The sequence below is a fragment of the Yeguia hominis genome (assembly GCF_014384705.1).
GTDB lineage: Bacteria > Bacillota > Clostridia > Oscillospirales > Acutalibacteraceae > Yeguia > Yeguia hominis.
This window is the reverse complement of sequence record NZ_JACRSN010000014.1, coordinates 20074-46474: the sequence shown is the minus strand read 5'-3', so window position 1 is coordinate 46474 and position 26401 is coordinate 20074. Positions and strand designations below refer to the sequence as shown.

General features: G+C 48.6%; 29 protein-coding genes and 1 pseudogene. 6 read left to right on the top strand and 24 right to left on the bottom strand.

Going from position 1 to position 26401, the window contains the following annotated elements; genetic code table 11:
- Nucleotides 1–65 precede the first annotated feature (65 nt).
- The 10 genes from IAG03_RS09610 to IAG03_RS09565 all read right to left on the bottom strand — a co-directional run bounded on the left by IAG03_RS09610 (nucleotide 66) and on the right by IAG03_RS09565 (nucleotide 10520).
- Nucleotides 66–1232, bottom strand: coding sequence for a SipW-dependent-type signal peptide-containing protein (locus IAG03_RS09610; protein ID WP_249319880.1), 1167 nt, complete (start codon nucleotides 1230–1232; stop codon nucleotides 66–68).
- Between the two features lie 139 nt (nucleotides 1233–1371).
- On the bottom strand, nucleotides 1372–2844 hold the full coding sequence (locus IAG03_RS09605) for a SipW-dependent-type signal peptide-containing protein (protein ID WP_249319879.1): 1473 nt from the start codon (nucleotides 2842–2844) through the stop codon (nucleotides 1372–1374).
- 160 nt (nucleotides 2845–3004) lie between these two features.
- Nucleotides 3005–4192, bottom strand: a complete 1188-nt coding sequence (locus tag IAG03_RS09600; protein ID WP_249319878.1) for a SipW-dependent-type signal peptide-containing protein — start codon at nucleotides 4190–4192, stop codon at nucleotides 3005–3007.
- A 268-nt stretch (nucleotides 4193–4460) separates the two neighbouring features.
- Nucleotides 4461–5954, bottom strand: a complete 1494-nt coding sequence (locus tag IAG03_RS09595) for a SipW-dependent-type signal peptide-containing protein (RefSeq protein ID WP_249319877.1) — start codon at nucleotides 5952–5954, stop codon at nucleotides 4461–4463.
- 153 nt (nucleotides 5955–6107) lie between these two features.
- Nucleotides 6108–7337, bottom strand: coding sequence for a SipW-dependent-type signal peptide-containing protein (locus tag IAG03_RS09590; protein ID WP_249319876.1), 1230 nt, complete (start codon nucleotides 7335–7337; stop codon nucleotides 6108–6110).
- 62 nt (nucleotides 7338–7399) lie between these two features.
- Nucleotides 7400–8116, bottom strand: coding sequence for a signal peptidase I (locus tag IAG03_RS09585; protein ID WP_249319875.1), 717 nt, complete (start codon nucleotides 8114–8116; stop codon nucleotides 7400–7402).
- Nucleotides 8117–8120: 4 nt separating this feature from the next.
- Nucleotides 8121–8342 (bottom strand): hypothetical protein, encoded by a 222-nt coding sequence (locus tag IAG03_RS09580; RefSeq protein WP_249319874.1) that lies wholly within the window; start codon nucleotides 8340–8342, stop codon nucleotides 8121–8123.
- A gap of 103 nt (nucleotides 8343–8445) precedes the next feature.
- Nucleotides 8446–8991, bottom strand: coding sequence for a M73 family metallopeptidase (locus IAG03_RS09575; protein ID WP_249319873.1), 546 nt, complete (start codon nucleotides 8989–8991; stop codon nucleotides 8446–8448).
- Entirely contained in the window at nucleotides 8984–9811 is an 828-nt protein-coding gene (locus IAG03_RS14435) for an LPXTG cell wall anchor domain-containing protein (RefSeq protein ID WP_249319872.1), read from the bottom strand. Before IAG03_RS14435 ends, IAG03_RS09575 begins: the two co-directional genes overlap by 8 nt.
- A 61-nt stretch (nucleotides 9812–9872) precedes the next feature.
- Nucleotides 9873–10520, bottom strand: a complete 648-nt coding sequence (locus tag IAG03_RS09565; RefSeq protein ID WP_249319871.1) for a TetR/AcrR family transcriptional regulator — start codon at nucleotides 10518–10520, stop codon at nucleotides 9873–9875.
- A gap of 372 nt (nucleotides 10521–10892) precedes the next feature.
- Here IAG03_RS09565 and IAG03_RS09560 point away from each other — a divergent pair, with 372 nt between their 5' ends.
- Nucleotides 10893–12008, top strand: a complete 1116-nt coding sequence (locus IAG03_RS09560; protein WP_249319870.1) for a tyrosine-type recombinase/integrase — start codon at nucleotides 10893–10895, stop codon at nucleotides 12006–12008.
- A 143-nt stretch (nucleotides 12009–12151) separates the two neighbouring features.
- Here IAG03_RS09560 and IAG03_RS09555 read toward each other — a convergent pair whose 3' ends face one another.
- The 14 genes and pseudogenes from IAG03_RS09555 to IAG03_RS09495 all read right to left on the bottom strand — a co-directional run bounded on the left by IAG03_RS09555 (nucleotide 12152) and on the right by IAG03_RS09495 (nucleotide 22812).
- A complete protein-coding gene (locus tag IAG03_RS09555; protein ID WP_249319869.1) occupies nucleotides 12152–12601 on the bottom strand; it encodes a hypothetical protein in 450 nt (149 codons plus the stop codon).
- Nucleotides 12602–12804: 203 nt separating this feature from the next.
- Nucleotides 12805–13413, bottom strand: a complete 609-nt coding sequence (locus tag IAG03_RS09550) for a recombinase family protein (RefSeq protein WP_249319868.1) — start codon at nucleotides 13411–13413, stop codon at nucleotides 12805–12807.
- 145 nt (nucleotides 13414–13558) lie between these two features.
- Nucleotides 13559–15280, bottom strand: a complete 1722-nt coding sequence (locus IAG03_RS09545; protein ID WP_249319867.1) for a CHAP domain-containing protein — start codon at nucleotides 15278–15280, stop codon at nucleotides 13559–13561.
- A 118-nt stretch (nucleotides 15281–15398) separates the two neighbouring features.
- Nucleotides 15399–15761 carry a cysteine-rich VLP domain-containing protein gene (locus IAG03_RS09540; protein ID WP_249319866.1) on the bottom strand — a complete coding sequence of 121 codons (363 nt, stop codon included), beginning with the start codon at nucleotides 15759–15761 and terminating at the stop codon, nucleotides 15399–15401.
- Nucleotides 15709–16557: a class B sortase gene (locus IAG03_RS09535; protein WP_249319865.1), complete on the bottom strand. Its 849-nt coding sequence runs from the start codon at nucleotides 16555–16557 to the stop codon at nucleotides 15709–15711. Before IAG03_RS09535 ends, IAG03_RS09540 begins: the two co-directional genes overlap by 53 nt.
- A gap of 32 nt (nucleotides 16558–16589) precedes the next feature.
- Nucleotides 16590–18923 carry a VirB4-like conjugal transfer ATPase, CD1110 family gene (locus IAG03_RS09530; protein ID WP_249319864.1) on the bottom strand — a complete coding sequence of 778 codons (2334 nt, stop codon included), beginning with the start codon at nucleotides 18921–18923 and terminating at the stop codon, nucleotides 16590–16592.
- The gene (locus IAG03_RS09525) at nucleotides 18916–19281 is read right to left on the bottom strand and encodes a PrgI family protein (RefSeq protein WP_249319863.1); all 366 of its coding nucleotides are present in this window, start codon (nucleotides 19279–19281) and stop codon (nucleotides 18916–18918) included. Before IAG03_RS09525 ends, IAG03_RS09530 begins: the two co-directional genes overlap by 8 nt.
- Nucleotides 19271–19405 carry a hypothetical protein gene (locus IAG03_RS14265; RefSeq protein WP_283243107.1) on the bottom strand — a complete coding sequence of 45 codons (135 nt, stop codon included), beginning with the start codon at nucleotides 19403–19405 and terminating at the stop codon, nucleotides 19271–19273. The genes IAG03_RS09525 and IAG03_RS14265 overlap by 11 nt, the downstream gene beginning before the upstream one ends.
- Nucleotides 19406–19501: 96 nt before the next feature.
- Entirely contained in the window at nucleotides 19502–19687 is a 186-nt protein-coding gene (locus tag IAG03_RS09520) for a hypothetical protein (protein ID WP_249319862.1), read from the bottom strand.
- A 10-nt stretch (nucleotides 19688–19697) separates the two neighbouring features.
- A complete protein-coding gene (locus tag IAG03_RS09515; protein ID WP_249319861.1) occupies nucleotides 19698–20534 on the bottom strand; it encodes a VirB6/TrbL-like conjugal transfer protein, CD1112 family in 837 nt (278 codons plus the stop codon).
- 73 nt (nucleotides 20535–20607) lie between these two features.
- Entirely contained in the window at nucleotides 20608–20964 is a 357-nt protein-coding gene (locus tag IAG03_RS09510; protein WP_249319860.1) for a glutamyl-tRNA amidotransferase, read from the bottom strand.
- Between the two features lie 5 nt (nucleotides 20965–20969).
- A pseudogene (locus IAG03_RS09505) lies at nucleotides 20970–22289 on the bottom strand (VirD4-like conjugal transfer protein, CD1115 family); the annotation flags it as partial.
- Between the two features lie 66 nt (nucleotides 22290–22355).
- A complete protein-coding gene (locus tag IAG03_RS09500) occupies nucleotides 22356–22514 on the bottom strand; it encodes a hypothetical protein (protein WP_167530871.1) in 159 nt (52 codons plus the stop codon).
- A gap of 70 nt (nucleotides 22515–22584) precedes the next feature.
- Nucleotides 22585–22812 (bottom strand): YdbC family protein, encoded by a 228-nt coding sequence (locus IAG03_RS09495; RefSeq protein ID WP_227616359.1) that lies wholly within the window; start codon nucleotides 22810–22812, stop codon nucleotides 22585–22587.
- A 101-nt stretch (nucleotides 22813–22913) separates the two neighbouring features.
- On the opposite strand from IAG03_RS09495, the gene IAG03_RS09490 reads away from it, so the two are divergent.
- From IAG03_RS09490 to IAG03_RS14585, 5 genes are all read left to right on the top strand, one after another.
- Nucleotides 22914–23147 carry a flavodoxin gene (locus tag IAG03_RS09490; RefSeq protein WP_283243106.1) on the top strand — a complete coding sequence of 78 codons (234 nt, stop codon included), beginning with the start codon at nucleotides 22914–22916 and terminating at the stop codon, nucleotides 23145–23147.
- A 39-nt stretch (nucleotides 23148–23186) separates the two neighbouring features.
- Nucleotides 23187–23567, top strand: coding sequence for a hypothetical protein (locus tag IAG03_RS09485; protein WP_249319859.1), 381 nt, complete (start codon nucleotides 23187–23189; stop codon nucleotides 23565–23567).
- A 33-nt stretch (nucleotides 23568–23600) separates the two neighbouring features.
- On the top strand, nucleotides 23601–24182 hold the full coding sequence (locus tag IAG03_RS09480) for a methyltransferase family protein (RefSeq protein WP_249319858.1): 582 nt from the start codon (nucleotides 23601–23603) through the stop codon (nucleotides 24180–24182).
- Between the two features lie 495 nt (nucleotides 24183–24677).
- Entirely contained in the window at nucleotides 24678–25973 is a 1296-nt protein-coding gene (gene ltrA / locus IAG03_RS09475; RefSeq protein ID WP_249319857.1) for a group II intron reverse transcriptase/maturase, read from the top strand.
- A 228-nt stretch (nucleotides 25974–26201) separates the two neighbouring features.
- A complete protein-coding gene (locus IAG03_RS14585; protein WP_410482324.1) occupies nucleotides 26202–26303 on the top strand; it encodes an IS3 family transposase in 102 nt (33 codons plus the stop codon).
- Nucleotides 26304–26401: the final 98 nt, after the last annotated feature.

Genomic DNA, 26401 nt, shown 5'->3' with positions numbered 1-26401 from the left:
ATACACAGTTTATGCCCTTTGATTGCCCCTCCGCCCGAGGGCGGAGAGGACTTGAAAATCAGAATTTATTCGGGAACAACATTGTACCAGTCGCCGTTCTGAACGACCTTGTAGCCGTCAGCAATGAAGATTTCACCTTCGCCGACAGTGACATTGGACGGGTCAAACTGATAGAACGAGCCGCCCTTAACGGTGATAGTGGCAGCATCGTTGTCATTGCAGTTCAGCGTCCAAGCCGGGCTGACGCACTTAAAGGTGCCGCCTTCAATGGTGATCTTCGCATTGTCCTCTGCATAAATCAGGGACAGCGCGGAACCCGCAGGAGCCTGATTTGCAAATTCGCCGCCCTTGATGATAATCTCGGATCTACTGGAAGCGCAGACGGCCATCGCGTAGTTGCTGACATAAGTGCCGTAAACCGTTGTAGCATCTACGGTAATCTTTGCAGTACCCGTTCCGTGAATTGCACCGGCTGTGCCGTTTGCCTGAATGTTGCCGGTCACTGTATGTTCGCCGTCAGTATATTCCACGCGATTGAGCACAGTAGCCGCATTTGCATCGTAATTGTTATCAAAGCTGTCGCTTTCCACAGTCGCCTGAGTAGCGCGCACCTCAATGCCGAGGCCGGAGACAGAGGAAGGTCTGAGCCTTGAAGCATTGGCTTCGTTGCCGACTGAGGTGGGCATGTAGATTGCTACGGCAAAGGGTTCGGACTCTTCTCCTGCTTTCAGAGTAATCCATCCGTCGGTGAGCATAACATCCTTCGCCAAAGTCTTTTCGGTGGCGGAAATGGCAGACCAAACAGCCTCGCGGTTTGCAAACACGGTATTGGTCTTAGCAGTGCCAATCCTCAGATAATTATCCACACGGTACCAATCGCCGTTAACATTTTTTCCTCTGTTGGAGGTGTAGTTTTTGGAGAAGCCGGCCTCATATTTCAGAGCCAGATTACCGGCGTTCACAACCTTCAGATACACCACCTGTGTGTAACCCGGCTCCCACAGAGCCTTGTCGTCAAAGAGCTTGGTCTGATCGGTGGCTTCCTTCCACTCAACCATATCGGTGCTGTACATAAGCTTGACATCCAGATTCCCCGCCTGGATCTTATTTACCCCGGTGGATGCGGTGTCGGTGAACCACGCAAAGGTGGTACCGATGAGCATTGCCACGCACATAAGGATAGCCAGTGCGCTGGAAATCAATGCCCGCTTGGTAGATTTGCTGTTTTCCATCGTGTTTTCCTCCCATTTAATTACATTATGTAAACACTGTCTCAGTGGTCACACCAAGGCAATCAAAAGGCACACGCGCCCTCGCCTATGCCCTTTGATTGCCCCTCCGCCCGAGGGTGGAGGGGGTGGAAATAGGGTTTTACTTAATAATCACGGATGTGCCGCTTTGCTGTGCGGTGTGTCCCGTACCGACATAGTTAGAGAGTGCGTCAACGTTCATGTTTGCAAAGGTTCCGCCGTTGAGAACTGTGAATGTGGCATAGCTCTGAACGAAAAGCCCTTCTGTTCCGTCAAAGGTTCCGCCATTCACCGTCATTGCAGCACCGTTGGAAACTGCTTTGAAAGAATTTGAAGTTAAGGTTCCACCGTTGATTACGGCTGTTCCAAGATAGTCGTTGGAAAGGGCCCAATATCCGGTGGAGGTCACGGTCACATCATTTACGGTTAAATCGCCATATCTGCAATTCTTAATTCCACTGGAATCGGTATCAAGTTCCAAAGCGTTGATTTCCATCACTGCATGCGTAGTAGAAGCACCAGGATCAATATAATTCCAGCCATTGGTGATAGCAAAGCCATTTCCGTTCTTTAGGACGACCTTACCACCATTGAAGGTCATCTTGCCAAAGTTTTCAACTACATGCCATGTATTTCCATTGGCCCCGTCACGAGAAATTGTTCCGCCCTCGACTACACAGACTGCATTATCTCCGTTGCGAAGTGCTGCAGTGTTGCCCTTGAGGGAGATGATTTGACCGCTTTTATCTGCGCTTGAATCTGTCAGAGTAAGATGGCCTTTATTCAGAATGGTGTGCGATCCAGCATTCGTTACAGTGCGACCATTCAAATCCAGGGTTACATCCTTATCCGCAGGGATGACGAAGTTCTTGGTCGTAATGCTGTTCGTCAGCACGATATTGACAGGAGCTGTTGCATTGCTCACAATGGCCTGCAGTTCGTCTCCCGTTGTAACTGAAATAGGATATTCAGCATCTTTGTCGTACTGATTATTAAAGCTGTCGCTCTCAACAGTGTCCTGGGTGGCGACAACGGTGAGGGAGATGCCGTCCAGCGTCAGGCCCTGATAGTCATTGCCGGCAGTGGTCTGCATCACGCCCTTGATGTAATATACATCGCTGGTTTCGGTCTTTTTCAGATTGCCGGTGAACTCGTCAAGCGCAGTTTCAGTTTCTGTTCCATCGGCTGCCTTTGTTACCAGATAGAAGTCAATAACATCCAACAGATCGAAATTACCCTCATTAGCAGCGGTAGTGCCCGTGTTGACCTGTGCTTTCCACTTCAAAGCCAAATTACCCTTGTTGGCAATTCTGAAGCCCTCGGTCAGATAACGGCAGCCCGGCTCCCAGAGAATCTCTGCGCCAGCTTCTGCATCCGTCGTAGCAGCTTTGGTGAAGTTCAGCTTCTCAATATGAGAATCGCTGTCCGCGCCGATAATATCCACTTTTAGATTGCCGGACACAATCTTATTGACCCCGGTGGATGCGGTGTCGGTGAACCACGCAAAGGTGGTGCCGATGAGCATTGCCACACACATAAGGATAGCCAGTGCGCTGGAAATCAATGCCCGCTTGGTAGATTTGCTGCTTGTCATTGTGTTTTTCCTCCTTATTCCAAATTTTTCAATGACAATATGTAAACACGGATTTTCTGTGATTACACCAAAGCAATCAAAAGACACAAGCATAACTTATGCCCTTTGATTGCCCCTCCGCCCGAAGGCGGAGCGGACTTGATTTCTTTGTGATTTTCAGTTAATCGGCAACAACATTGAACCAGTCGCCGTCAGGTACTACATGGTAGCCTGCAGCAACGACAACTTCGTTGTCTCCAAGGGTCGGGTTAGACGGGTCATACTTATAGAAGCTACCGCCCTTAACGGTGATCTTCGCATTGGAGCCATCCTTGCAGTTCAAGGTATTAGCGGGAGTCACGGCCTTGAAGGTACCGCCGTTGATTTCGATCGTAGCATTGCCGAGGGCATAAATCAGATCGCATACAGGGTCGTCGGCAGGTACACTGACCTGACGGAAATCACCGCCGTTGATGATGACCTTACTGTTTCCATCAGCAGAAACAGCCATGGCTCCGCCGGTAGTGCCGCTTGTATCTTTTGTGTACACGGCATATACATCGGCATTGATCGTAAACTGAGCTCTTTTTTCCGCCTGTACTGCGCCAAAGCGTCCGTTCGCCTGCATATTCTGGGTGATTTCGTGCTTTCCGGAAGAAAAGCTGATTGCAGACAGAATGGTGGCAGCATCTTCATCGTATGTATTGTCAAACGAATCCGATTCAGACATTGCCTGTGTAGCGCTTACACTGATACCGAAGGAAACCTTTGCCGCCCAATACGGATCATTATTTTTCGGGTTAGCTTCGTTTCCGACTTCCGTAGGCATATAAAGCACCATTGCATAGACCTTTGTAGTGTTGGTAGCAAGGTCTGCACCGACAACACCGGTGTCTCCAATACTATTAAGCGTTTTGGCGCTGTCTTGCACAGCACTGATAGCAGCCGCACGGTCTGCATATGCAGCATCGGCTTCCGCTACGCCCAGCTTCACATAGTCGCTGAGACTATATTTGTTGCCCAAAACATTTTTGCCGGTGCTATTGTAAAGGTTATAAATGCCGAGCGTATACTTCAGTGCAAGCGTTCCTGCGTTCGTAACACGAAGATATACAACCTCTGTACGACCGGGTTCCCACAGTGTGCTGTCCTCGAACACCTTAGTCGTATCGTTCACCTTTTTCCATTCGGTGAAATCTTTGCTGTACTCTAATTGTACATCCAAATTTCCCGCCTGGATCTTGTTTACCGCAGTAGATGCGGTGTCGGTGAACCACGCAAAGGTGGTGCCGATGAGCATTGCCACGCACATAAGGATAGCCAGTGCGCTGGTAATCAATGCCCGCTTGGTAGATTTGCTGCTTGTCATTGTGTTTTTCCTCCTTATTCCAAATTTTTCAATGACAATATGTAAGCACGGATTTTCTATGATTACACCAAAGCAATCAAAAGGCATATTCATCCGGGGTCCCCGACAAAACAAGCAAAGCGGTTTTGTTGGGGAGAGGAGATACAGCACCGTGATTGACGCCTGCCGCTTACGGCGGGCGGAAAGATACAAAGCTTGTGTCAACGATATGCCCTTTGATTGCCCCTCCACCCTCGGGCGGAGGGGACAGTGTGTCATCTGTTCGAGATTATGGATTGATTACATAGGACGCATCCACAAAGCCCGGGAAATTCGTTTGAATCTCGGAGAAATTATGCAGTCCGATTAAGCCGGTGTAGCTGCCGCCATTGATTGTGATGGTTCCTTCCGGCTTGGGCATGGTATTATTTGTGGCGTTGTCGGTGGAGACTACCGCAAAACCATTGGTTGTGGAGCCGTTGTTGTTCTGCGTATAGCTCGCATTCGCGCTGTCCACCGTAGCGGTTACGATGCAATTATTCAGCGTCAGATTGGTGTACTTCACTTCGATAGCTGCATTGCCCTTAACCGTGCAGTCGGTGAAGCTAGCCTTCTGATAGCCGCCAGCGTCTCTCGTCGCCGTGGAGCCGGAAATGTAAACTCCGGTAGCATCAGTGCCGTTGTTGTCGGCGTTGATCTTCGTCCCGGTTACGGTCAGATTCAAACCGGAATTAGAACCATTATGGTAAAAGCCGACATTCTTTCCCTCAAGGGTGCTGTTGGAAACATTAATCGTCGCATTATTGTTGAAGTTGCACAGCGCATAACCGCCTTTAATCGTCGAGTCCTCAATGGTATACTGACTGTCAGCAGCACTGCAAGCCACACCAACCTGACCGGCAACATCAACCGTCACATTACGCATGGTCAGGTTTCCGTAGGCACCGATACCGCGGGCTGTGCCGGTTCCCTTGTATGTTCCGTTTACAATCGTTGCATCTGCTTTTGTCACAAGAGAATATCCATTACTATTCAAGCTACTAGTCAGCGTCTTTCCATTTAGGTCTATCGTTACCGCTTTGTCAAAGGTAAGAGCGTCCGTCAGAGTTACATCCTGTGTGAGCTGCACATTCTTGCCGTTAGTCGCCGCCGCTTTCAGTTCGTCGGATGTAGACACAGGCTCAAAATCAAGCGGAGCGTCCGCATCGTACTGATTGCCGAAGCTGTCGTACTCAACAGTGTCCTGCGTGGCAACAACGGTAATGCCGATGCCATCAATAGTAAGATTCTGATAATCATTGCCGGCGGTTTCCTTCATATGACCCTTGATGGTGAAAGCAGTGCCCGTCTGACCGGCAGACAGATGTCCCTCGGTCAGATTGATAGCGGCATCGTTGATGGTCCAATCAATAACCTCATTGAGCTTTGCGTCGCCCTGAATACCGGTGATCTGAATCTTGTACTTCAAAGCAAGGTTGCCTTTGTTGACAACACGGAGCTGCGGCAGCTCGTATGTACAGCCTGGCTCCCAGAGAATTTGGTCGGCGGCTCTATTGTCTTTGGTCTTGAAAGTAAGGGTCTTGCCCTCGGCACTTTCCCAAGTTGTGCCGTCGGTGGACATTTCAAGAGCCACATCCAGATTACCGGATTGGATCTTGTTTACCGCAGTAGATGCGGTGTCGGTGAACCACGCAAAGGTGGTGCCGATAAGCATTGCAATACACATAAGGATAGCCAGTGCGCTGGTAATCAATGCCCGCTTGGTAGATTTGCTGCTTTTCATCGTGTTTTAACCTCCCTATTATATAATTTCAATGCCAATATGTAAAACATGGATTTTCTGTGATTACACCAAAGCAATCAAAAGACACAAGTAAGCCTTATGCCCTTTGATTGCCCCTCCGCCCGAGGGCGGAGAGGACTTGAAAATTAGAATTTATTCGGGAACAACGGTGTACCACACTTCGCCATTGGTTTGGCTTGCGGAAACAACCTTGTAGCCGTCCGCAACAAAGTTAGTTCCTGCACCCTCAGCAGTATTGTTTGACGGGTCGAAGTTGACAAATGTGCCGCCCTTAACAATTATTTTTGCGCTGCCGTTCTTGTAGGCAGAGTCAACGCAGTTCAGCAGGAAGTTGTAGCCGTAAGGCTCGCCGAACGCTTCGACAGCAAAATGACCCCCGGTGATGGTGAGGGTACCCTCTTGAACCTGTACCGCAGTACCTCCACCGTAATAGCTGCCGCCTGTGATGGTCAGATTTGCACCTTTACGCACATTGAGTGCATATCCGCCGTTCCTACCGGTATTAATTCCGCCATTTTCGCCTGCATTGATGGTGGTATCAGCATCGACAATCAGCGCGCAGAAGTTGGTACTATTGTTACCCATATCATCGGGAGAGATAATCTTAGCATCCAAATTCAGTGTAGTGGGTTGGCTGATAGTAATGCGGTCTGCTTCATTGTCGCCGATATTATCGGTTTTGATATCCTTATTGACAGAAACGATACCGCCATTAGCCAAAGCCTCTTTCATCTCTGCAGCAGAAGCAACAGGATAACCTGCATCCTTATCGTACTGGGTGTCGAAGCTGTCGTTCTCAACGGTGTCCTGCGTGGCGTAAACAGTGAACTTAATGCCGGTAAGTGTCTTGCCCATGTAGTCGTTGCCGGCAGCCTCGTCCATGTGAGCGGAAACGGTGATCATATCGGTGGATGCACCGGCAGTTCCCTTGGCGGTCAGGTGACCCTCGGCGCTCATATCAAATTCTTCGCCACTTGCGGTTTTGTAGGTGAATTTGATTACATCGAGCAGCGGGGAATCGCCGTCCAGACCGGTGATGACGATCTTATATTTGAGCGCCAAATTGCCGGTGTTGGCAATCTTGAACGGAGTGAGCAGGTATGTACAACCCGGCTCCCAGAGAATATCGTCCTGATTGGCGATATCATTGCCGTCCTTGTCGACCCATTTCAGAGTGTCAATTTCTGTGCCTTCCTTGTCCTGAATCTCAACATGAAGATTACCTGCCTGGATCTTGTTTACCGCAGTGGATGCGGTGTCGGTGAACCACGCAAAGGTGGTGCCGATGAGCATTGCCACACACATAAGGATAGCCAGTGCGCTGGAAATCAATGCCCGCTTGGTAGATTTGCTGCTTGTCATTGTGTTTTTCCTCCTTATTCCAAATTTTTCAATGACAATATGTAAGCACGGATTCTCCGGAATTACACCGTAGTGGTATCGGACGGAGCCTCGTCCGTTTTCGGCGTTTCGCCGCCGTTGCTTTGCGCCATCTGCGCTTTCATTTGCAGCAGCTCCTGCATCATACGCTGTGTTTCGGCACGGTCGGCTTCAATCTTGTCCCTTTCGGCTTGCAGCTCCGCCTGCTGTTCTGCCTTATATTTGCGGAACAGACGGATGCAGCGGACGCCCTCTAACAGAATGAGGAGCAGGAACGGAATGAGAACACAAACGATATAGCCGGGGGTGCTTTTCAAAAACTGAAAGAATGTACCTACCTTCGGGATACGGCTGCTGTATTTGCCCAGCACATACGGATAGGTAACGACGGTTTCATCGTCCGTGTCGGTTGTTGTACCGTAGGTGACAAAGCCCGGTTCGCCGTTTGCATCGGTGGTGATCTTGCGGATCTTATGGGTGACGGTTTCGCCGTAGTTGGATGTATTCTGCGAGGTATAGGCGATAATATCGCCCTCTTTGAGCGTGGAGGGGTCAACCGTTTTCACGAGCACCAAATCGCCCGCATTGAAGTCGGTCTTGCTCATGGAGTCGGACAGGATAATAAAAGCCTTATAGCCGAATAAGCTACGGTCGGCACGGTCAAAGGTGGATACCGAAATAATGGTGAATATCATCATAAAAACGGCAAGCGCCACCATCAGCCACACAAATATACTTCGGATTATTTTTAATGCTTTCATTTGCTCACTCCTTATCGTTTCGGCATAGACGCAGGAGCAGATTCATTTCTTTGTCCCGCTCCGGACTATACGATTCACCCGGATAAATGTGCAGCTTTATGTAACAGTTTCCGCAGAACTGACCGCTTCCGACCTCATAATACTTGCGTTCGGAAACAGGCATATCAAACGGAACGCCGGTATCGCAGCCGCAGCATACACGTTTTTCAGCACCGTTATCGGGCATCTGCCGCACCTCCTTTATCGTAGAGGTTGACAGTACTCCCCGACTTTTTGGGGGTATTTTGCCATTTTCGCTTTTTGAATATTGACATTCCGGGATCGCCCTTTTAGTTAAACAACTTATTTGGATTATTTTTCGTTTGCGTTGCCTCGGCACACAGCGTGAATGTGAGATCGAGGTTCTGCGTTTCGTTGCCGCTATTTTCGGGATAGTGGAATACTACGGTTAAATTGCGGCGCTGCCCGATTTTAAGGGTATCATCGGCAGCGACTACATTCTGCTTTGTCAGTTCGTTTGCCGTGCCGGAGTATAAAACTTTATCGCCGTCCTTTATCGTCACGGTCAGCACATCGGCAAGATCGCCGGAAACATTATCAAGATATAGGCGGTAATACACATCCCAGGTACTGTCGTTTTCAATGAAGAAGTCCTTTGCAACGGTCATTCCCGGCTCAAAAAGAAATTCGTGTTCCCGAATGACTGGCTTGCCGTCGTTGAGGTCGATTTTTACCTCGCCCGTGTGGAACAGGTTATTCTCAACGGAAACGGAAGCATACACAAGGGCAAAGGTGGTGATGCAAAGGCAAACGGCAAGAATAATAATGGCAATAATTCCGCCCGTCAGCCTTTTAGCGGTTTTGGTTTCAGACATTTTCCTCATCCTCCTTACGCCTACGGGTTTTAAGCAGGATGATTATCATACTGAGTGAGCCGGCTGCAAGCGCCGCCCACAGCAGAATGTTTGAGGTGTCGCCTGTCTGCGGAGAGGCATCGAGATTTCCTGTTTCCTCCACCCACCATTTGAAGTCGGCAATCAAGTCCTTGTTCTGATAGTCATTGCCTACGCTTGTATCGAGATATGCTGTAATTTCGTAATACAGCTCGTCGGTGGTAGATTTTTTGGACGCCAATTTGTGCGTCAGACTTTCGGGCATATCCCGCATAAGCCCGTCATACATCGTTTCGCCCGTGGAGAGCAAATTGACCCGCACCTTCAACACTTCGGCTAATTTCTCATAGCCGGGGCGGACGGTGGCTTTGTAATGCACGGTAATTTTATCGTGGTAGGACACCCGCACACGGAAGTATTTTGTTTCAACATCGCCGGGGAACATATTGCCTACCGCAAACGGCGTGTTTTCCTCCGGCTGTTTGTTATACAGTTCAATGGTCGCTGCTTTCTTTGCTTCGGCGGTCGTGCTTTGCGTAGGCACGGCAGAGGAAGAAGCATTGGCAGAGCTTCTCGGCGTTTGCGTATCGGAGCTGTCCGGCGCTTGGCTGTTGTTCTCGCTGCTGTCGGGCTTGGTCGTGTCCTCATCCGGCGTAATCAGATTATCCGGCACGGTCACGGTGGTAGGGGTATTGTTCGCCAGCTTGTTATACACAAGTGTGCCACCGAGGGCTAAAATGCTGAGTCCGAGCAGAATGGCGAGAATGATAATGGCTATCTTGATTTTCTTTTTCTGTTCCACTTAGGCTCACTCCTTTACTCAAAAAATCGCTTAATGCTCTGCTGTATGAAGCGGTCGGCGGTTATTTGTCGTCCGCTTTGTTATCATCACCGCTATTTTGTCCGAACACGGAGAACACCGGCTGAAAGACCATATGATACACGGTGTTTACATTGACCTCATCGTCTGGATAAATACCCCTAAGCACCTTGGCAGCCATTGCCACTGTGTTGTCAACGAGGTTCCAAACCAACATTTCAAGATTGCATCTTTCAGAAAATTGGGATAGCCCATTTACCGACTGAACAAGCTCCCAAAAGACTTTTCCGTTCTGCATACGCTGCTGCACGACCGTCGGCGTGTAATATTCCGAATTGCAAAAGTGCCAGTAGAAAAGGGTGCGGTCATAATCGGCAGTCAAGTAGTTCCAATACGGCAGCCACAGCAGCCAGCAGAGATTATCTAAGCTCTGCAAATCTCTTACTCCGGCGGATAGGCTTTTCGGAACATTGGCAATTTTGCATGCAATTTCACTGTCGATGGACAGGAAGCAGGTGGTGAGCAAAGCTTCTTTGTTCTTGTAATGCTCATACACCGTCGGTGCATTGATTCCGGTTTCCGCCGCCAACTTTGGGTAGCTGAAATTCTGCATACCTCCGACAGCAACAAGATGCTGCGTCGCTTTGAGAATAATGGATTTTAACTGTTCCGGGGTTCTCTGCGGCGCCATGCTGCGCTTCCTTTCGTCAATTTTTGCCATGACTTAAAGCCCTTTATGAAATGTCGCAAAATATATTTCCCGTCATTACGGGAAATATAAAATTACAATTTCTTTCATAGAGTTTGGCACTCTGTGAGGGCTATTCACCCAACAAGCAAAATATTATAGCACCGTTCTGCGAAAAATCAAGTGAATTCGATTGATTTCTGCCATTTTTCAAGAAAATTTCGGAATTTTGGTTGTCGAAAAGCGTCACGCCATAAACGAACACTATTTTCCCGACAGGAATGGACAGTCCGGTGCGCAGTTAGAAAACAGTTAATTCTATTTGCTAAAATATATGGTGTCCGATCAGACAATAAAAATAGGAGGCTTCAAACGATGAAGAAGGATGAAAACATTTTCAAGAGAAAAGACGGGCGGTGGGAGGCTCGGTATATCAAGGGCTATGAACTGTCCGGCAAAATCAAGTACGGCTTTTGCTACGGTAAAACCTACAAGGAGGCAAAAGAAAAAGTTACAAAACACAAGGTGGCTTTGCTTGCAGGCAAACCGACACCGCAGACCGGCACACGACATCGCTTTGCTTTTTACTGTGACGAATGGTTGCGCTTGCGAAAAAGCAAAATACGAGAATCTACCTACATCAAGTATAACACGGTTTTGGAAAAGCATATCAAGCCGAAGCTCGGTGGTTGTTATCCCCTCGGAATTACCGCAGGGTTAGTAGATGATTTCTCAAAAGAGCTGTTGGATGCGGACAAGCTCTCCGTGAAAACGGTACATGACATTTTGGTGGTGCTGCACGGCATTTTGAAATATACCGCTGCACAGTTTCCGGGCATCTTCCCTGCGGTTGAAATCAACTACCCGAAAGAAACCCGCAAGGAAATGCGTGTGCTTTCCCGTGATGAGCAGAAGCGGCTTGCCGTATATCTCCTTGACGGTACGGACTTCTGCAAGTTTGGTGTGCTGCTTACGCTGTTTACCGGACTTCGCATCGGTGAGCTGTGTGCGCTGCGGTGGTCGGATGTAAACATCAAGGAAAAGGTTATCTCGGTCAGTGCTACTATGCAAAGGCTTTGCAGCACCGATACGGACACAGCAGAGAAAACAAAAATTCTGATCGGCGCACCGAAAAGCGATACCTCTGTCCGTACCATTCCCTTGACAGACAATACCGCAGAGCTTTGCCGAAAGTTTGCCGTGCGTAATCCGTGTGCCTACATTCTTACGGGAACGTCGGAATTTATGGAACCTCGTTCGGTTCAGTACCGTATCGAAAAGTATACCCGTGAATGTGGTCTGGACGGGATTCACGCACATACGCTCCGTCACACCTTCGCAACGAGAGCAGTTGAGGTCGGGTTTGAGATAAAAACACTTTCCGAAATTCTCGGTCACGCAAATACTACGATTACCTTAAATCGCTATGTTCATACTTCGCTGGAACTCAAACGCACCAATATGGACAAGCTGGCGGCACTTGCGATGTAGCCTATAAGCAGTCAAAGAATTGTGTCATTCCGTGCCGTTCTCATTCGTAAATGCGGTTAATACGCATTTTCCGTAAAGCTTTTAACAGAGTGACTAACTCTGCGAAAGAAACGGACGCTCGGCAGGCTCATTTGAGCCTGCTTTTATATTTTTATAATTGCCCGTCCGAGCTGCTCCGCCATACGCACACAGGCGGCTGTTTCGCCGCTTTCGTTGCGTATATAGGCGACCAATACATCGGTATTTGTCACCATCCAGCGGTTACGCTCCGTAATTGCCGCTTTCGGGTGTACGCCGTACAATTCTTTCGGGATAACGATTTCGTCGTAGTATTTCTCATAATCCTCATAGTCCTTTACCGGATACGGCAGAACGAGGATCATAACGCTGTTGTCGTCACGGAAATTCTTTTTAAGTCGTTTAATCACGCTTGCCGCCATTATGTCAAAGTCACCGTTTCTGCCCAAATAAAACTCCACATATTCCTTTGTGCGGAGCATATCGCAGAACAGGTCGTACAGCTTTTCTTCTATATCAAAGTCCTCGACGATACGATGACCGATCATACTGACACGGTATATCTCACCAAGCAAATTGCTTACCACCTCCCGTCACTTTATAAAAAAGTACACCTAAATACAAAAGCCCAAAAAACGGCTGCGAGCGATTGACTGAAAGCAAAAAGTGTGATATAATATAAAAAATGTCGAGAAAAGCGAGCTTTACAGCCTGTTTTTCTCCATTATGAGCGCAAAAAAATCACTGTAAAAAGGTGTACTTTTTTACAGTGATTTTTTTATTCGCTGTTCAATGTTGCTCTGTATTCCCGCAGCCGATGGTAAAAGGTCGACTCACACATTCCGCACATTTCGGCGGCTTCATAGGATTTGATGATACCGCTTTCCCATTTCTCCACGATCTCCGGGAAATTTGGCGGAGCCTTTTTGACAGGTCTGCCGAACTTCATGCCTTTGGCTTTTGCAGCGGCGATACCCTGTGCCTGCCGCTTTCGGATATTCTCCCGTTCATTCTGCGCCACGAAGGACAGAACTTGCAGCACAATATCCGCAAGGAAAGTACCCATCAGATCTTTTCCACGCCTTGTATCCAAAAGCGGCATATCGATTACAGAAATATCGGCTTCCTTTTCCCGTGTCAGAAATCTCCACTGGCTCTGGATTTCCTCGTAGTTTCTGCCAAGTCGGTCAATGCTCAAAATATACAGGACATCGCCCTTTTTGAGTTTACGGAGCAGCTTCTGATACATCGGACGGTTAAAGTCCTTGCCGGACTGCTTATCCTTATAGATGTTTTCCTCGGCAATTCCGAGCTTTCGCATCTCAACCATCTGCCGTTCTTCGTTCTGATCCAAGGAAGATACCCTGACATAACCATATTCTTTCATTTTCGCTTCACCTCCAAGCATAGATAGTATTTTATCAAATCTGTGTGTCCCGCCTTTTGCTGTGTTTCATTTTGTACAAACTCAACCGAAGATGAAAACCACCGACTTCCTGCGTGAAGAAGCCGGTGGTTTTCTTAATTTCCCATCAGTAGTTCGGAACTCCATATCCGAGGATTTCGTAGTGACCTACGCTGTATTGGTTTACCCGACAGCTATCACCGGAGTTTCCCTCAACGGTATAAACGATACCGTTTTCGACTTTTTGGACAATGCCGGTGTGGTCGAATTGTCCATCCTGCGGACCAGACGAACCCTTGTTATCCCAATCAAAGAAAATAATCATTCCGGGGACAGGCTCGGCAGAACCGTCGATCCACTGTCCTCGATCTTTGAACCACTGGACACCGTTCACGCAGCCTGCATATTTCGGCACAACCCCGGTGTCGATATAGCCGCACTGATCGGCACACCAACTTACAAAGCAAGCACACCATTCCACACGGCTCCCGAAGCCGTACCAAGACCAGTACGGTTCGCCGCCTACATTTCCGACCTGCGAAAGCGCCACGGTGACGATCTGATCGTCACTGTATCGGATACCGTAAAGTACCGCCGCCCAAAGGGAATTGTTTTTGTCCTTGAGAAGCTCGGCAAGGTATTCCCGCTGTTCTGCGTCAAAGCCATATAGGTCAGCCATTTCATCCACTGTCAAATGAGAAACGGTAATATATAGCGTTGTTTTTGTAACTGTCGTTTCCGTCTGAACAATGTTGCCGTTTCCGTCGTCCGTTTCGGTGATCTCCGTTTCCGAGTGGCTTTCACTGCGGGAAGATATGGAGTTCATCTCCCAAAAGATGTCCGAGAGGATCTGCTTCTTGCTCTCGTCCATCGTGGCAACCTCCTGCGGGTTGTCCTTGTCTGTATTCGTTTTGACTGCATAGACCGCAAGCACATCCTTCCAAACGGCTCGACCACCGCTGATCTCCATATTATCATAGGCTACCAAGTTTTTCTCCGCTTCTATCTTGGCGTCGTAATCAGCATTGATTTCCTGCACGGCTGTCTGCATCGACATTCCCGTTCCGGAGTCCTCGCCGGAGAAGAACACCCCGAAAACAGAGCCGCAGATCAGAGCAATCAGGCAAATCACAACAATGACCGCAACAGCGACCCAACCGCCTGCGGCGATAGCAGCAACCAGTGCTTTTGTCGCCGCTATGATTGCTTTGACTGCGGCAATCGTTGCTTTAACGGCAGCTTTTACACCGGCAACCGCTGCCTTGGCTGTGGCTTTGGCTGCTTGTGCGGCTTTTTGCGATGCTTTCACCGTAGCCTGTGCGGTTTTCTGTGCTGCCTTTGCCGCTTGCTGAGTGGTCTTGATTGCCGTTTTCGTGGTCTTGACCGACCTCTGTGCGGCTTTGGCTGTACCTTTCCCGGCAGTCTTGATGGTTTTCTTACCGGCAGAACTGGCAGACTGTTTGATCGTCTTTTCCGTTTGCTCGACCGCCTTGATGGTCTTATTCCCGGAGGTGCGGACAGTCTGCCTTTTCATTGACTCAGCCGCCCGCTTTTCCCGGAACCTCTGAACACCGTCCTTTGCTTTGGACACATTCCGTTTCGTTTCTTCCAGCCCCTTGCGCCCCTGCTTATCAAACTGGTGCGCCGCTTCGTGCGTGATACGGTCAACGCCGCCTTCCACACGGTCAGAGGCGTACTCCTCGGCATTATGCTCATCCGGGTGCGTTGTGTGTTCTGCCTTTTCCTTCGTCTGCACATAGGCGGAGCGTATACGATCTGCGGCGATTGCCGCCTTGTCGATCTTCTTGATTGTGCCTTTCACGACGTCTCTCGTTTTAATATCAGCCATTGAACCCTCCTTTCAGGGGCATACCCAAATGCCCCTGAATTAAAAACGAGGGGTAAAGGTATAAACACCTTACCCCTCAAAGTGCGGGAGCTGAAAAGTCTTGATATTGCTGGCTTTTTCAGTACCTATTTTTCGACTCTGCCCGTTTTCTTCTTGCGTACTCTGCCTGCTGAGCTTTGTAAGCTCTTTGAGCGCACTTCTCGCAGTATTTCTTTCGGTTGCCCTTCTTGATAATCGGCGCACCGCAGGACACGCACTTTTCAAAGCGTGTGCCGAAAATATCCGCTTCCAGCAAAGGCTCTGCCGGCAAAACAGCTTTGCGGAAATACTTGCAGAGAAGTGAGTATGAGATGCTCTGCACACAGGCGCAGGGTTCTCCGTCGTCCAGCGCAAGGCAGTTGCCGTTGTCATAATTAGCACAAAGGCGCTTAATTAGGGCGTTCGCCCTCTGCCGTTGCTTCGGCGTGAGTCTTGGCAGCATCCGCACCACCGTCCTCCGTTATGCGCTTCGCCACGACCACAAGACGGCTGTTGTTGCGGCTGTACTCACAGGTAGACAGCGTAATGAACTTATCGCCGTATTCGGCGGTCACGCCGGTATCATAGAAAGACAGCTCCTTGCACTTGGCAATGAAGTCGTCAAACTCATTGGCGCTCTCTGCATCTATAAAGCGATAAAACTTGAATGCTTCGGGACTGTCGGTGTAGACCACTGTGCGGAATACGGCAACGATCTCATACTCCTGCTTATCCGTCAGTGTGTTGAAGGTGATCATCCGATGCTCGCTCCAAAAGTCTTTGCTCTTGAATTTTTCAAGGTGGGCAAACATCGAACCGTTGGACATATGGTGTCCATAGATGACAAGATTGTCGGACGGCTCCTGCACATCGCAATCCTCCTGCACATAGGGGCAACCATAGTCGGAGTATTTCTTATCAAAGCCGTGCTTTAGATAGAAATTCGGCTCATTCACCGACTGCATCACGGGATAATTGATGTTGGTATCTGCAATGCTGATCCAGCCCACCAAATCGCCGTTCTGCTGATAAAGCTCTGCAAGCTCCGGCAGAAGCATCTTTTCCTCGGAGTATGGAATCTGCTCCGCCGGTTCCGTTGCGGCATCCGTCTGTGCCGCAGCATTCACAAGGTCAGCCAGCTCGCCATAAAGCTCGGCTTGCTTATTCGACTCCTTGTAGTGATCGATAATAAAATATGTGCTTGTGCCGAGGACGGCTACAAACACCGCAATAAGAATCATACAGATTTTCTTTTTCATTGAATTTCCTTTCTTGACGCCAAAGGCGAGGGTTAAGCACCTTCGCCCGGTTTGGTGGTCATCAGCTTATAGAGCTTCGTGTTCTTAGGGAATTTATTGGCAAACGGTACAAGACTGGAGCCGACCTTGATCAGTCCGTGACCGGCATCCACATTGGTGATATAGGAAAGCTGGGTGTCCGAGATGTTTAGCAGCTTCGCAAGCTCCAATCTGTCCGTGGATGCCTGATTGAGCATAACAATGAACTCGGAGTTTGCCAGCATCGTTCTTGCCGTGTGGGACTGGAGCAGATCGTCCACATTCTGCGTGATGCCCGTGGCATAAGCGCCGTACTTTCGCACACGCTTCCAAAGGGTGAACAGGAAGTTAGCGCTGTACTCGTGCTGGAACAGAAGGTAGATCTCATCAAGGAAGATGAAGGTGTTCTTGCCCTTGGCTCGGTTCTGCGTAATACGGTTCAGGATCGAGTCAAGGACGACCAGCATACCGATTGGCATAAGCTGTTTGCCGAGGTCGAGAATATCATAGCAAATCAGGCGGTTGTCCGTGTTCACATTGGTTTTCTTTGCAAAGGTGTTCAGAGAGCCATTGGTAAACAGCTCAATGGCAAGAGCGATTTCCTGCGCTTCGGGTTCGGACTGCTTGAGAAGCTCCGCCCGGAAGTCCTGCAAGGTCGGCACCTCGCCAGTGTAGTTGTTCTGCTGATAGGTGCGGTAGACGCTTGCCGTACAGCGGTCAATGATGGACTTCTGCACTGCACCAAGGTTGTTGCCTCCGATGAGTTGCTCGCACAGGGACATAATGAACTCGGATTTCAGAATGACGGGGTTTGCTCCGTCACCGTATTCCCGGTTCATATCCATAGCGTTGATATGGGTGGAAGAAGTGGCAGAAATGTTGATGATCTCGCCGCCCAGCGCCCGCACAAGGGGCGAATACTCTCGCTCCGGGTCAATGATAATAATGTCTGCGTTGCCAGCAAGCACCTGATTGATGACCTCGCCTTTTGCGGTAAAGGACTTACCACCGCCCGAAACACCGAGAATAAACTCGTTGCCGTTGAGGAGCTGTCTGCGGTCTGCGATAATCATATTTTTGGAAATGACATTCTGACCATAGTAAACGCCGTTGGTGTGGCAAATGTCCTGCACACGGAACGGGATAAAGACCGCAAGGCTCTCTGTGGTCAGAGTACGGAACGACTCGATCTTGCGGACACCGAAGGGCATCGCCGTATTCAGTCCGTCAAGCTGCTGGAACTTGAGAATACCGAACTGGCAAAGGTGCTTTCTCGCTGTGGTAAGCAGAGCTTCTGTGTCATTGTCAAGCTGCTCCTTGGTGTCCGCCGTGTGAACCATCGTCAGAACGGCAAACATCATTCTCTGGTCACGGGTCGTCAGGTCGTCAAGGAACTCTTTCATTTCCTTGCGCTGTTGTTCAATGTCGTAGGGAAGCTGTGCGGAGAAGTTGTTGTTGGCATTCTGCCTACGCTGCCAGTTGGTCGCATTGGTTTCAACACCGAGCAGACGACTTTCGGCTTCCCGAACGGCTTCATCCGTGGGTACAGGGATAACATCAATGGACATCATCAGATTGCGGTTGAGATCGGTCATTTCGGCAACCATACTGTCCTTGATATAGGAAGCGTACTCCCGCAGGAACAGCACTCTGCCGTAACGCTCTCCGATCTTGAAATAGTCGCCCGTGAACTCCATCGAATCAGGGCAGATGAAATCCTTGAAGTCGTGACCCTTTCTGCGGGTTTCCTTGATGTCGAAGCGGAACTCCGTTTCTTCACCGGCACGGTAAAAGTCGTGGAAAATGCGGAGCCGTTCGTCCGGTTCCAGCTCCACACACTTACTACCAAGCCGCCCAAAGTGGGCGATCAGGTCAGCACCCACACGGGCAAAGTAGTTTCTCGCTTCCTCCACATTCTTCTTGCACACCGAAATGGTGATGTGCTTTTCCTGAATGATAGCGTTTGCACCGGTTGCTTTATCAAGGAGCATCCGATTGTACTCCTCACGGTACTCGTCAAGAGCATCGCCCTTCAGGGGGAGAAGAATGGTTTTCTCAAAGTTTGCACGGTTCAAACGGCGGTTGTTAATGGTGATCTTGGTGGTTGCACCGCTGTCAAGGCTGTTGAGCAGCTCCGAATACTCAAGGAACATAGCTTCCTTATCCTCACGACTGGCGACAGCATAGTTGATGTCGCTAAACTTATAGGTCTTGGAGAACTTATCTCTACCCACCTGAAAAATACCGTCATCGTAAATCGCCTTGATGGGGATCACATCCTGGACGCCCCTCGGCACAACAAATCGTTCTTTATCCTGTTTGAGCAGGTTGCGAAGCGTTTTAATCATTGGCTTTTGATACCTCCTTCTGCTTGTGTTCCATTCCCGGCTTCATCATTTCGTAGTAGGTGTTGGTGGAACGGAAGGTCAGTTTCTTCGGCATAAGGAACTCGGATTTGAACCAAGCCCATACGAACTTTTCCGCCGTCATTCCGTTGTATTTGATAAAACCGAGAGCCGCAAAGGGTGCGGCTCCCAAAATGCACATCCACGATACGGTTTCCGTGCCGACATATGGCTTGAGCAGGAAATAGAGTCCCACTGCCACCACGCAGGCGCAGGCAGAAAAAATGAACTGTCGCATAGACAGTCCAAAGAACATTGCCTCCGTATAGTTGCGGATTTCTCGGTTGATCTTAACTTCCATACTTGTGTCCCTCCACCACATCGCCGGTTGCGATAAAAACAATGCTGCGCTTGGGAATATACGCTGAACCCAAAAGCAAATCGTTGACGGTCAGAATATCCGTTTCTTTCATTCGCTCGAACATACCAACCAATCCCTTTTCGGCAGGGAGGTCATAATCCTCCGATGACTGGATGACTTCTCCGTTCAGGGAGATGGATATTATAAAGTTGATAAAACATTAGAAGCTCCTTTCTCTGCGACAGCGTTCCTTTGCCTGACGGATTTCCTCGGCACAGACGCATTCATCCGCAAGGCAATTCACCTTGCCTTTGCGTCTGCCACCATAGTACAGACAATATCGGCAATCGCAGTCCTCAAGGGTAAACCCCTTGAAGCGGTTATAGATTTTGGTGTTGTTTTTCATAGTGCGCTCCTTACAGTCCCATCATCTCTCGGATAATGCGGTCGCTCATCTTGACCGAGCCAACGAGAACGAGCATATTAAAGAGCAGTTCGCCTATATAACTCCACACCTGCGTGACCGCCGCCGCATCGGGATTGACCACGGGTGGTGAGGACGCAAAAAGCGAGAAGATAATGCAGGACAGCACGATCACTGCCCCCTCCAAGCAAACGGCGCAGTAGCTTTTGATGAAGGACTTGCCCACATTCTGACTCGGTTCACCGGCGAAGGTGGAAAGCGGAATGGGTGCAAGCGCCGTGTACATATAGAGCTTAAAAAATATCCCGTACACGGTCATTATCAGGATGAAAGACATTACGGTGATGAACAGCCCTCCGATGAGCGTGACAGCCCATAGCGGTATGCTTTCAAAGAATCCGCATTCCTCGACGCTGGTAATCAATTCAGGCGGCAAGACTGTTTGCTGTGGTGTTGAGAAACCCGCCGAACCCATTATCGTCGAGATCGTGCCTTGGATGATATTAAACAGGGCAAGCATAAGCTCCATACCGTAGGTGATGGCACCCTTGGCGATGGCAAAACGAACGAACAGCTTCAGAGCGTGTTCCGGTTTCTTGACTTCTGTGAACGAGCCGCAGATTTTTACCATACCGGCAACGAAGAACAGCACAAGGAGTGCAAGTCCGATAGACTGCACTGCGCCGTTGATATTGACGATCACGCCCCATATCCCACCGCCTTTGAAGTCCTGCGGCGTTGTCGTGATAAGCTGCCAAATCTCTGCCAGCTTCTCGTTCCAAGTTTCCAATGCGTTTTCAAGGTTTTGTACGACCCAGTTGTCGCTCACGAAAAGCACCTCCTTTTCATAGAGTTAAGGGGTGCTCCCGCTTTTTCGGGAACACCCCTCGGTGTGAAATTTCTTAGCCGACAATCAGGTCTAGGATTTCCTTTGCAAAGGTGATGATGACGCCGCCTGCAAGGGTCAGGAAACCGTTCGCTCTCTGAGAGGGGTCATGGGACTTCAGGGACAGACCGACCTGCACAACACCGAAGCCCAACAGGATAAGCCCGATGGCACGGATCAGCCCGAAGATAAAGGTAGACAGATTGTTGATAACGGTAATGGGGTCGTTGGCGGCAAACGCCGTAACCGAAGTGCCGAGGACGAGTGTTGCACCCATAATGGCGGTGCAGTAAATACGGAAGCCCTTCTTAACCTTGCCGGTCATAGGCAGCTTTTCGGTATGCTTCTCGGTGTACTTCTTAAAAATGTTCATATTAGTTACCTCCGTAATTTTGTTGTTGTATTGTTGTTGGTTTCCGAGTTGAAATCCTCATCGGACAGCAGCTCATAGGTGGTTTCCGATACCTCTGTATCCGGCAGAGTATCGGGGGCGAGGTACTGCACCTCAATGGTCGCAACATTACTTGTGACCTTGCCGTGCTGATAGACGCTGCCTTTTCCGTCGGCAGTCAGGTCAACGGCGGGGTGCTTGAGAATGTCGTATTTTAAGTCCATCACGAGGAGTTCCCCTCGGATGAACAGAATGGCGTAGCGGTTATCAAGCATACGAACCTCATCCGGGGTCAGAAGCTCTCGACCGCTGATCTGATAGTTTGTGGAATAGTTTCCGCTTCGCCCGGAACTCTTTCCGTAAGTGTTCGTGTCGATGGTTTCCTTGCCCAGCAATTCGCTTACATACTTATGGGTGGACTGCTCGTTGCCGCCCAAGTAGAGGAACTCATCGCAGTTGCCGACGATGGATTCCCACTGCTTTTCAAACAGCGCCTTGAGCTGTGCCAAGTTCTGAAGAATGATGGACACAAACACGCCACGGGAACGCATAACGGAAAGGATCTTATCGAAGTCGTCCGGCAGGCTGACATTGGCGAACTCGTCCATTAGGAAGTGAACGAGAATTGGCAATGCGCCGCCGTGAATATGGTCAGCGGAAAAGAATAGCTGCTGAAATAGCTGGGTATAAAGGATGCTGACCAAGAAATTGAAGCTCGAATCGTTGTCCGGGATAATAGCGAACAGTGCCACTTTCTTTTCGCCCATAGAAGCAAGGTCAAGCTCGTCGGTGCAGATCAGTGCCGCCAAGCTCTCCAAGTTGAATTTTTCCAGCCTTGCGGCAAGTGTGATCTGAATGGATTTCAGGGTCTTTGCCGAACCGGTGTGGTAAGACCGATAGTATTTCAGAGCGATGTGGTCGGGTCTGTCCAACTCCAAATCGGCAAACAGGCAGTCCAGCGGCGAGGGTCGTGGATCTTCCTCATTGTCGATGGCAGCCGCTTGCAGCATCTCCATTACCATTGCAAAGTTCTGTTCATCCTCCGGCGCTTTGTAGTGAAGATAATAGACGAGAGCAGACAGCAGCATTGAAGCTGAGGTATCCCAAAAAGGATCGTTACTTTGTGACCCCTTTGGCGTTGTGCTCTTGAACAGATTTGTCACAAGCCTTTGCACATCGTTGTCCGAATGGAGATAGACAAACGGGTTGTAGCAATGGCTTTTCTCCATATCAATAAGATCAAGGACTTTTATTTCATAGCCCATCTCCTCCAGCAGATGGCCGGTATCCCGGAGCAGTTCACCCTTCTGTCAAGTGGGTTTTGAGATATTTTTTGAAAAATCTCCAAAGCGCATAGTTGTGCGTAAAATCAATCAGGCAACATCTGCTTCCTGCAAAGCCATTGCTTCTCTTGCAATCAGAGCCTTTACAAGCTCCTCCTGCGTATGCTTTGCGTTCTCTGCGGGCATTGCGTTGACAACGAAAATCGTGCCGCCGATTCTCTCTACAAAGCCGGTTTTCATATCCTCCACGGTCATCACCTCCCTCCGTAAAAAATAGGGGCGTCCGTTTCCGAACGCCCCGTTACCAGCCGAAAAAGGATTATTCCTTTTCATAGATTGCTTTCAGTGCGTCATAGAGGTTTCTGCCCTCGTCCTCCGTGAGCGTGATGCCCTTGCCGCATCGTTCGTGGTTCGGATGCCACTCTCGGATGTCCAGCTTGGCGGCATTGCCGTTCCAGGAAATGAAGTTGGCTTCCTTGGTGTAGCCCTTGCCGTTCTCTCCGAGGACGGCGAGGGGCTTGGTAATCGTGCTTGTAATGTCTTTCATTTTCGTACCTCCGTAATTCAAGTGTTGAAGAAGTTAAAAAGTCGGGATAGTAATGGAAGGGATTATCTTTCCCAATCATTTCTACCCCGACGGTGTTTGGATTGTTCTTTTCGGGCGGCTGCTCTATACGAGCTGGAATTGCAAATACCATTCACTATGATCTGACCGGCAAGACGATCATCCCGTTTGCAACCTCTGGAGGAAGCGGCATTGGCAAGACGAACGAACGCCTTGCGCCGAGCTGCAAAGGCGCAAAGCTGATGGACGGCAAGGTCTTCAAGGGCAGCGTCGGGCATCAGGAGCTTGCGGCGTGGGCTGAAGGACTTGGACTTTAAGGAACAGACAAATCGGGATTTGTAAAGGAGATATACAACATGAAGAAAGTCTGCTTAGCGGTTTTGCCAGCTTTAACAATAGTGTTAGAATTATTACCCTTGGGAGCAGTTTGTATTTTTGCAACATCTCCAACAGAAAGAGTAAAAGAAACATTCTCATACTTTAGCCTTACACCGTTTGGCTATGCAAATTTTGCTCCACTTATTACAGCCACACTTACTGTTGCCATCTTCTTACTTTCATTGTTTTCATTGAAGAAGAAAGGTGTTCTCAAAGCATTGTTTGTCCTTTCCATTATTACGGTAGTTATTTCTCTTTTGCCATTGATGTATGGCTTAAACTACTATACCCTTGTAGGAGCCTTTATAACAGTAATACTTGTAATAGAAAGTATTTTGGCTAAGATACAACAAAAGTAAAGCGATAACTTCAAGTTTGAGAGGATAAGGGCAATGGAATTTAAGTTGATTTCCATAGCAAGCATAATCGCTTTTTATGGTTGCTATTTTGTGAAAATGTTTCATCAAAAAAAGCAGGGAATACAGACAGACCAAATCGGAAAGAACAAAGTTGGTTTTGTGAAATTCGTGGAAATTACCATGAAGATTGCGGCTATTCTTGTTTTTATAGCGGGGCTTTCCAGTATTTTTTTTGAAACGGAGCATAACCATGTTTCCGTTCGGATTTTTGGAGCGATACTGAGTGTTGCGGGAACGGCTATATTTATCGTTGCGGTATGGACGATGCGTGACAGTTGGCGAGCAGGAGTGTCCAAAACCGATAAAACGGAGCTTGTGACAAACGGCATTTATCAAATCAGCCGCAATCCCGCCTTCCTGGGATTTGACCTTTTATATATTGGCACACTATTGATGTTTTTTAACTGGATTTTGTGCTTCCTAACGGTATTTGCGGTCATCATGTACCATTTGCAGATTGTCAATGTCGAAGAAGATTTTTTATTTGCCACATTTGGAAATGAGTATCTGCAATATAAGAAGAAAGTTTGTCGCTATATTGGCAGAAAGCGATAACTTCCAGTTGTGCGCCCAGCCAAGGGTGTGTAGCCTAACCGGTGGAAATCCGGTATATCCAAGGCCTAACCAGCCAGATATTAGCGAGTCTTGGGATGGCATCAGTAATGGTATCTGACAAGCGTAGACAGCAAGCAAGCAGGGTCGATAAAAGCGATTGAGCCTCGAAAAGTTAGTTATTCCAGCAGGCTGACGTCTTAACTGGTGCGGAAGGCAACATCATACAGGTCGTAACGGTGAGAACTGTATGGCGCTGCGGGGTCAGAGAGCCGATTATGCTTGACATTAAGGATACACATCAACTGGGGAGAGCCTGCCGCCTCTCGAAAAGGAGTATGATATACCAACTGAAAATGGAGGGTGTCAAACGGGCGACAGGCAGTCGGATAACTTCATAGTACTGTTGAAGTCGGGTAATGCCGACAGAGGGAAGGAGGTTACGCAGTAACGGTCTCTCTGAGGAAACATCATCCGTACTCAGGGACGGAGGAAATGATGGGAACAAAATTGGAGAGAATAGCGGAGATATCAGCGACAACAAAGAGACCGGAATTCACAAGCCTGTATCACCTCATAAATACTGAACTGCTGAAACAATGTCACAGGGAACTGGACGGCAAGAAGGCAGTAGGAATTGACAAGGTGACCAAGGAAGAATACGGAAAGCATCTTGAGAGCAACATCGCAGACCTTGTACAACGATTGAGGAACAAATCGTACAAGCCGCTTCCGACACGGCGGGTATACATTCCCAAAGCGAACGGAAAGCTGCGGCCACTGGGAATTGTGTCCTATGAGGATAAAATAGTACAGGTGGCAGTAAAGAAGATACTGGAAGCAATATATGAGCCAAAGTTTCTGAATTGCATGTACGGTTTCAGACCCAAGCGAGGATGCCATGAAGCAATCAAGGAAGTTTATCAACGTGTATCACACGGAAAGATAAACTACATCGTGGATGCCGACATAAAAGGCTTCTTCGACCACATCGACCATGAATGGATGATGAGATTCCTGAAATGGCATATCAAAGACCCCAATATCCTGTGGCTGTTACAAAAGTATCTGAAAGCGGGTGTTATGGTCGATGAGAAATATGAAGATACGGATGAAGGAACCATACAGGGAGGAAATATCAGCCCGATGCTGGCAAACATATATATGCACAACGTATTGACACTTTGGTTCAAACTGGTGATTCAGAAAGAGGCGAAAGGCGAGAGCTTTCTCGTGAACTACGCTGATGATTTTGTTGCAGGTTTTCAATACAAGTCGGATGCAGAACACTACTATGCAGCTCTGAAAGAGCGCATGGCAAAGTTCAACCTCGAACTGGAAGAAAGCAAGAGTAGGCTGATAGAATTCGGGCGATATGCAGAGCAAAATCGCAGAGCAAGAGGACTTGGAAAGCCAGAGACGTTCGACTTTCTTGGGTTCACATTCTACTACGGAAAGAGCAGGAAAGGCTACCCATGGCCTAAAGTCAAAACATCGCGAAAGAAATTTGAGAAGAAGCTAAGAGAATTCAAGGAATGGCTCTACGACAGTAAGAACCAACCTGCGAAGGACATAGTAAAGCAACTCAATGTGAAGCTGGTCGGTTACTACAGATACTATGGAGTGTCGTTCAACGTTTATAAGCTAAGCGCATTCCTGCATCGGGTACAGCAGTTTCTCTTCAAAGCGATGAACAGGCGAGGATGCAGACGTACCTATACATGGAATGGTTTCATTGACATGCTAAAGTACTATCCTCTTGCAAAGCCCAAGGTTTATTACCCGCTATATTGAAACGAATGTTACTGTGAGGAGCCGGATGCGGGAAAGCCGCACGTCCGGATCTGTGAGGGGCTAAGGGCGCGAGTCCTTAGTCTACTCGACTGTCGATGATTGTCAACTGGGATAATGTCATAGGGCATTGTTCCGAAATTTTTTCATAACCCTCAAGAAAGTGGTCTTGATAGAATGCTTCGATTCATGCTATACTAAAACCAGTTTTAATATTAGAAATAGAAAGCTATTGCTGATTATATCGACTATTACAATAACAGCAGGATCCAAGCGAAAACAAAATGGATGCCTCCCTCTAAATTCAGGGAAGCATCCATGATGGAAGCTTAATTATTCAATTTTGAACCGGTGTCCAGAAAACCGGGTACATATCATTTCATAGAAAGCTCTTTTGCATTTTCACAGTCCAGCTGTAAATAATTTTTTCC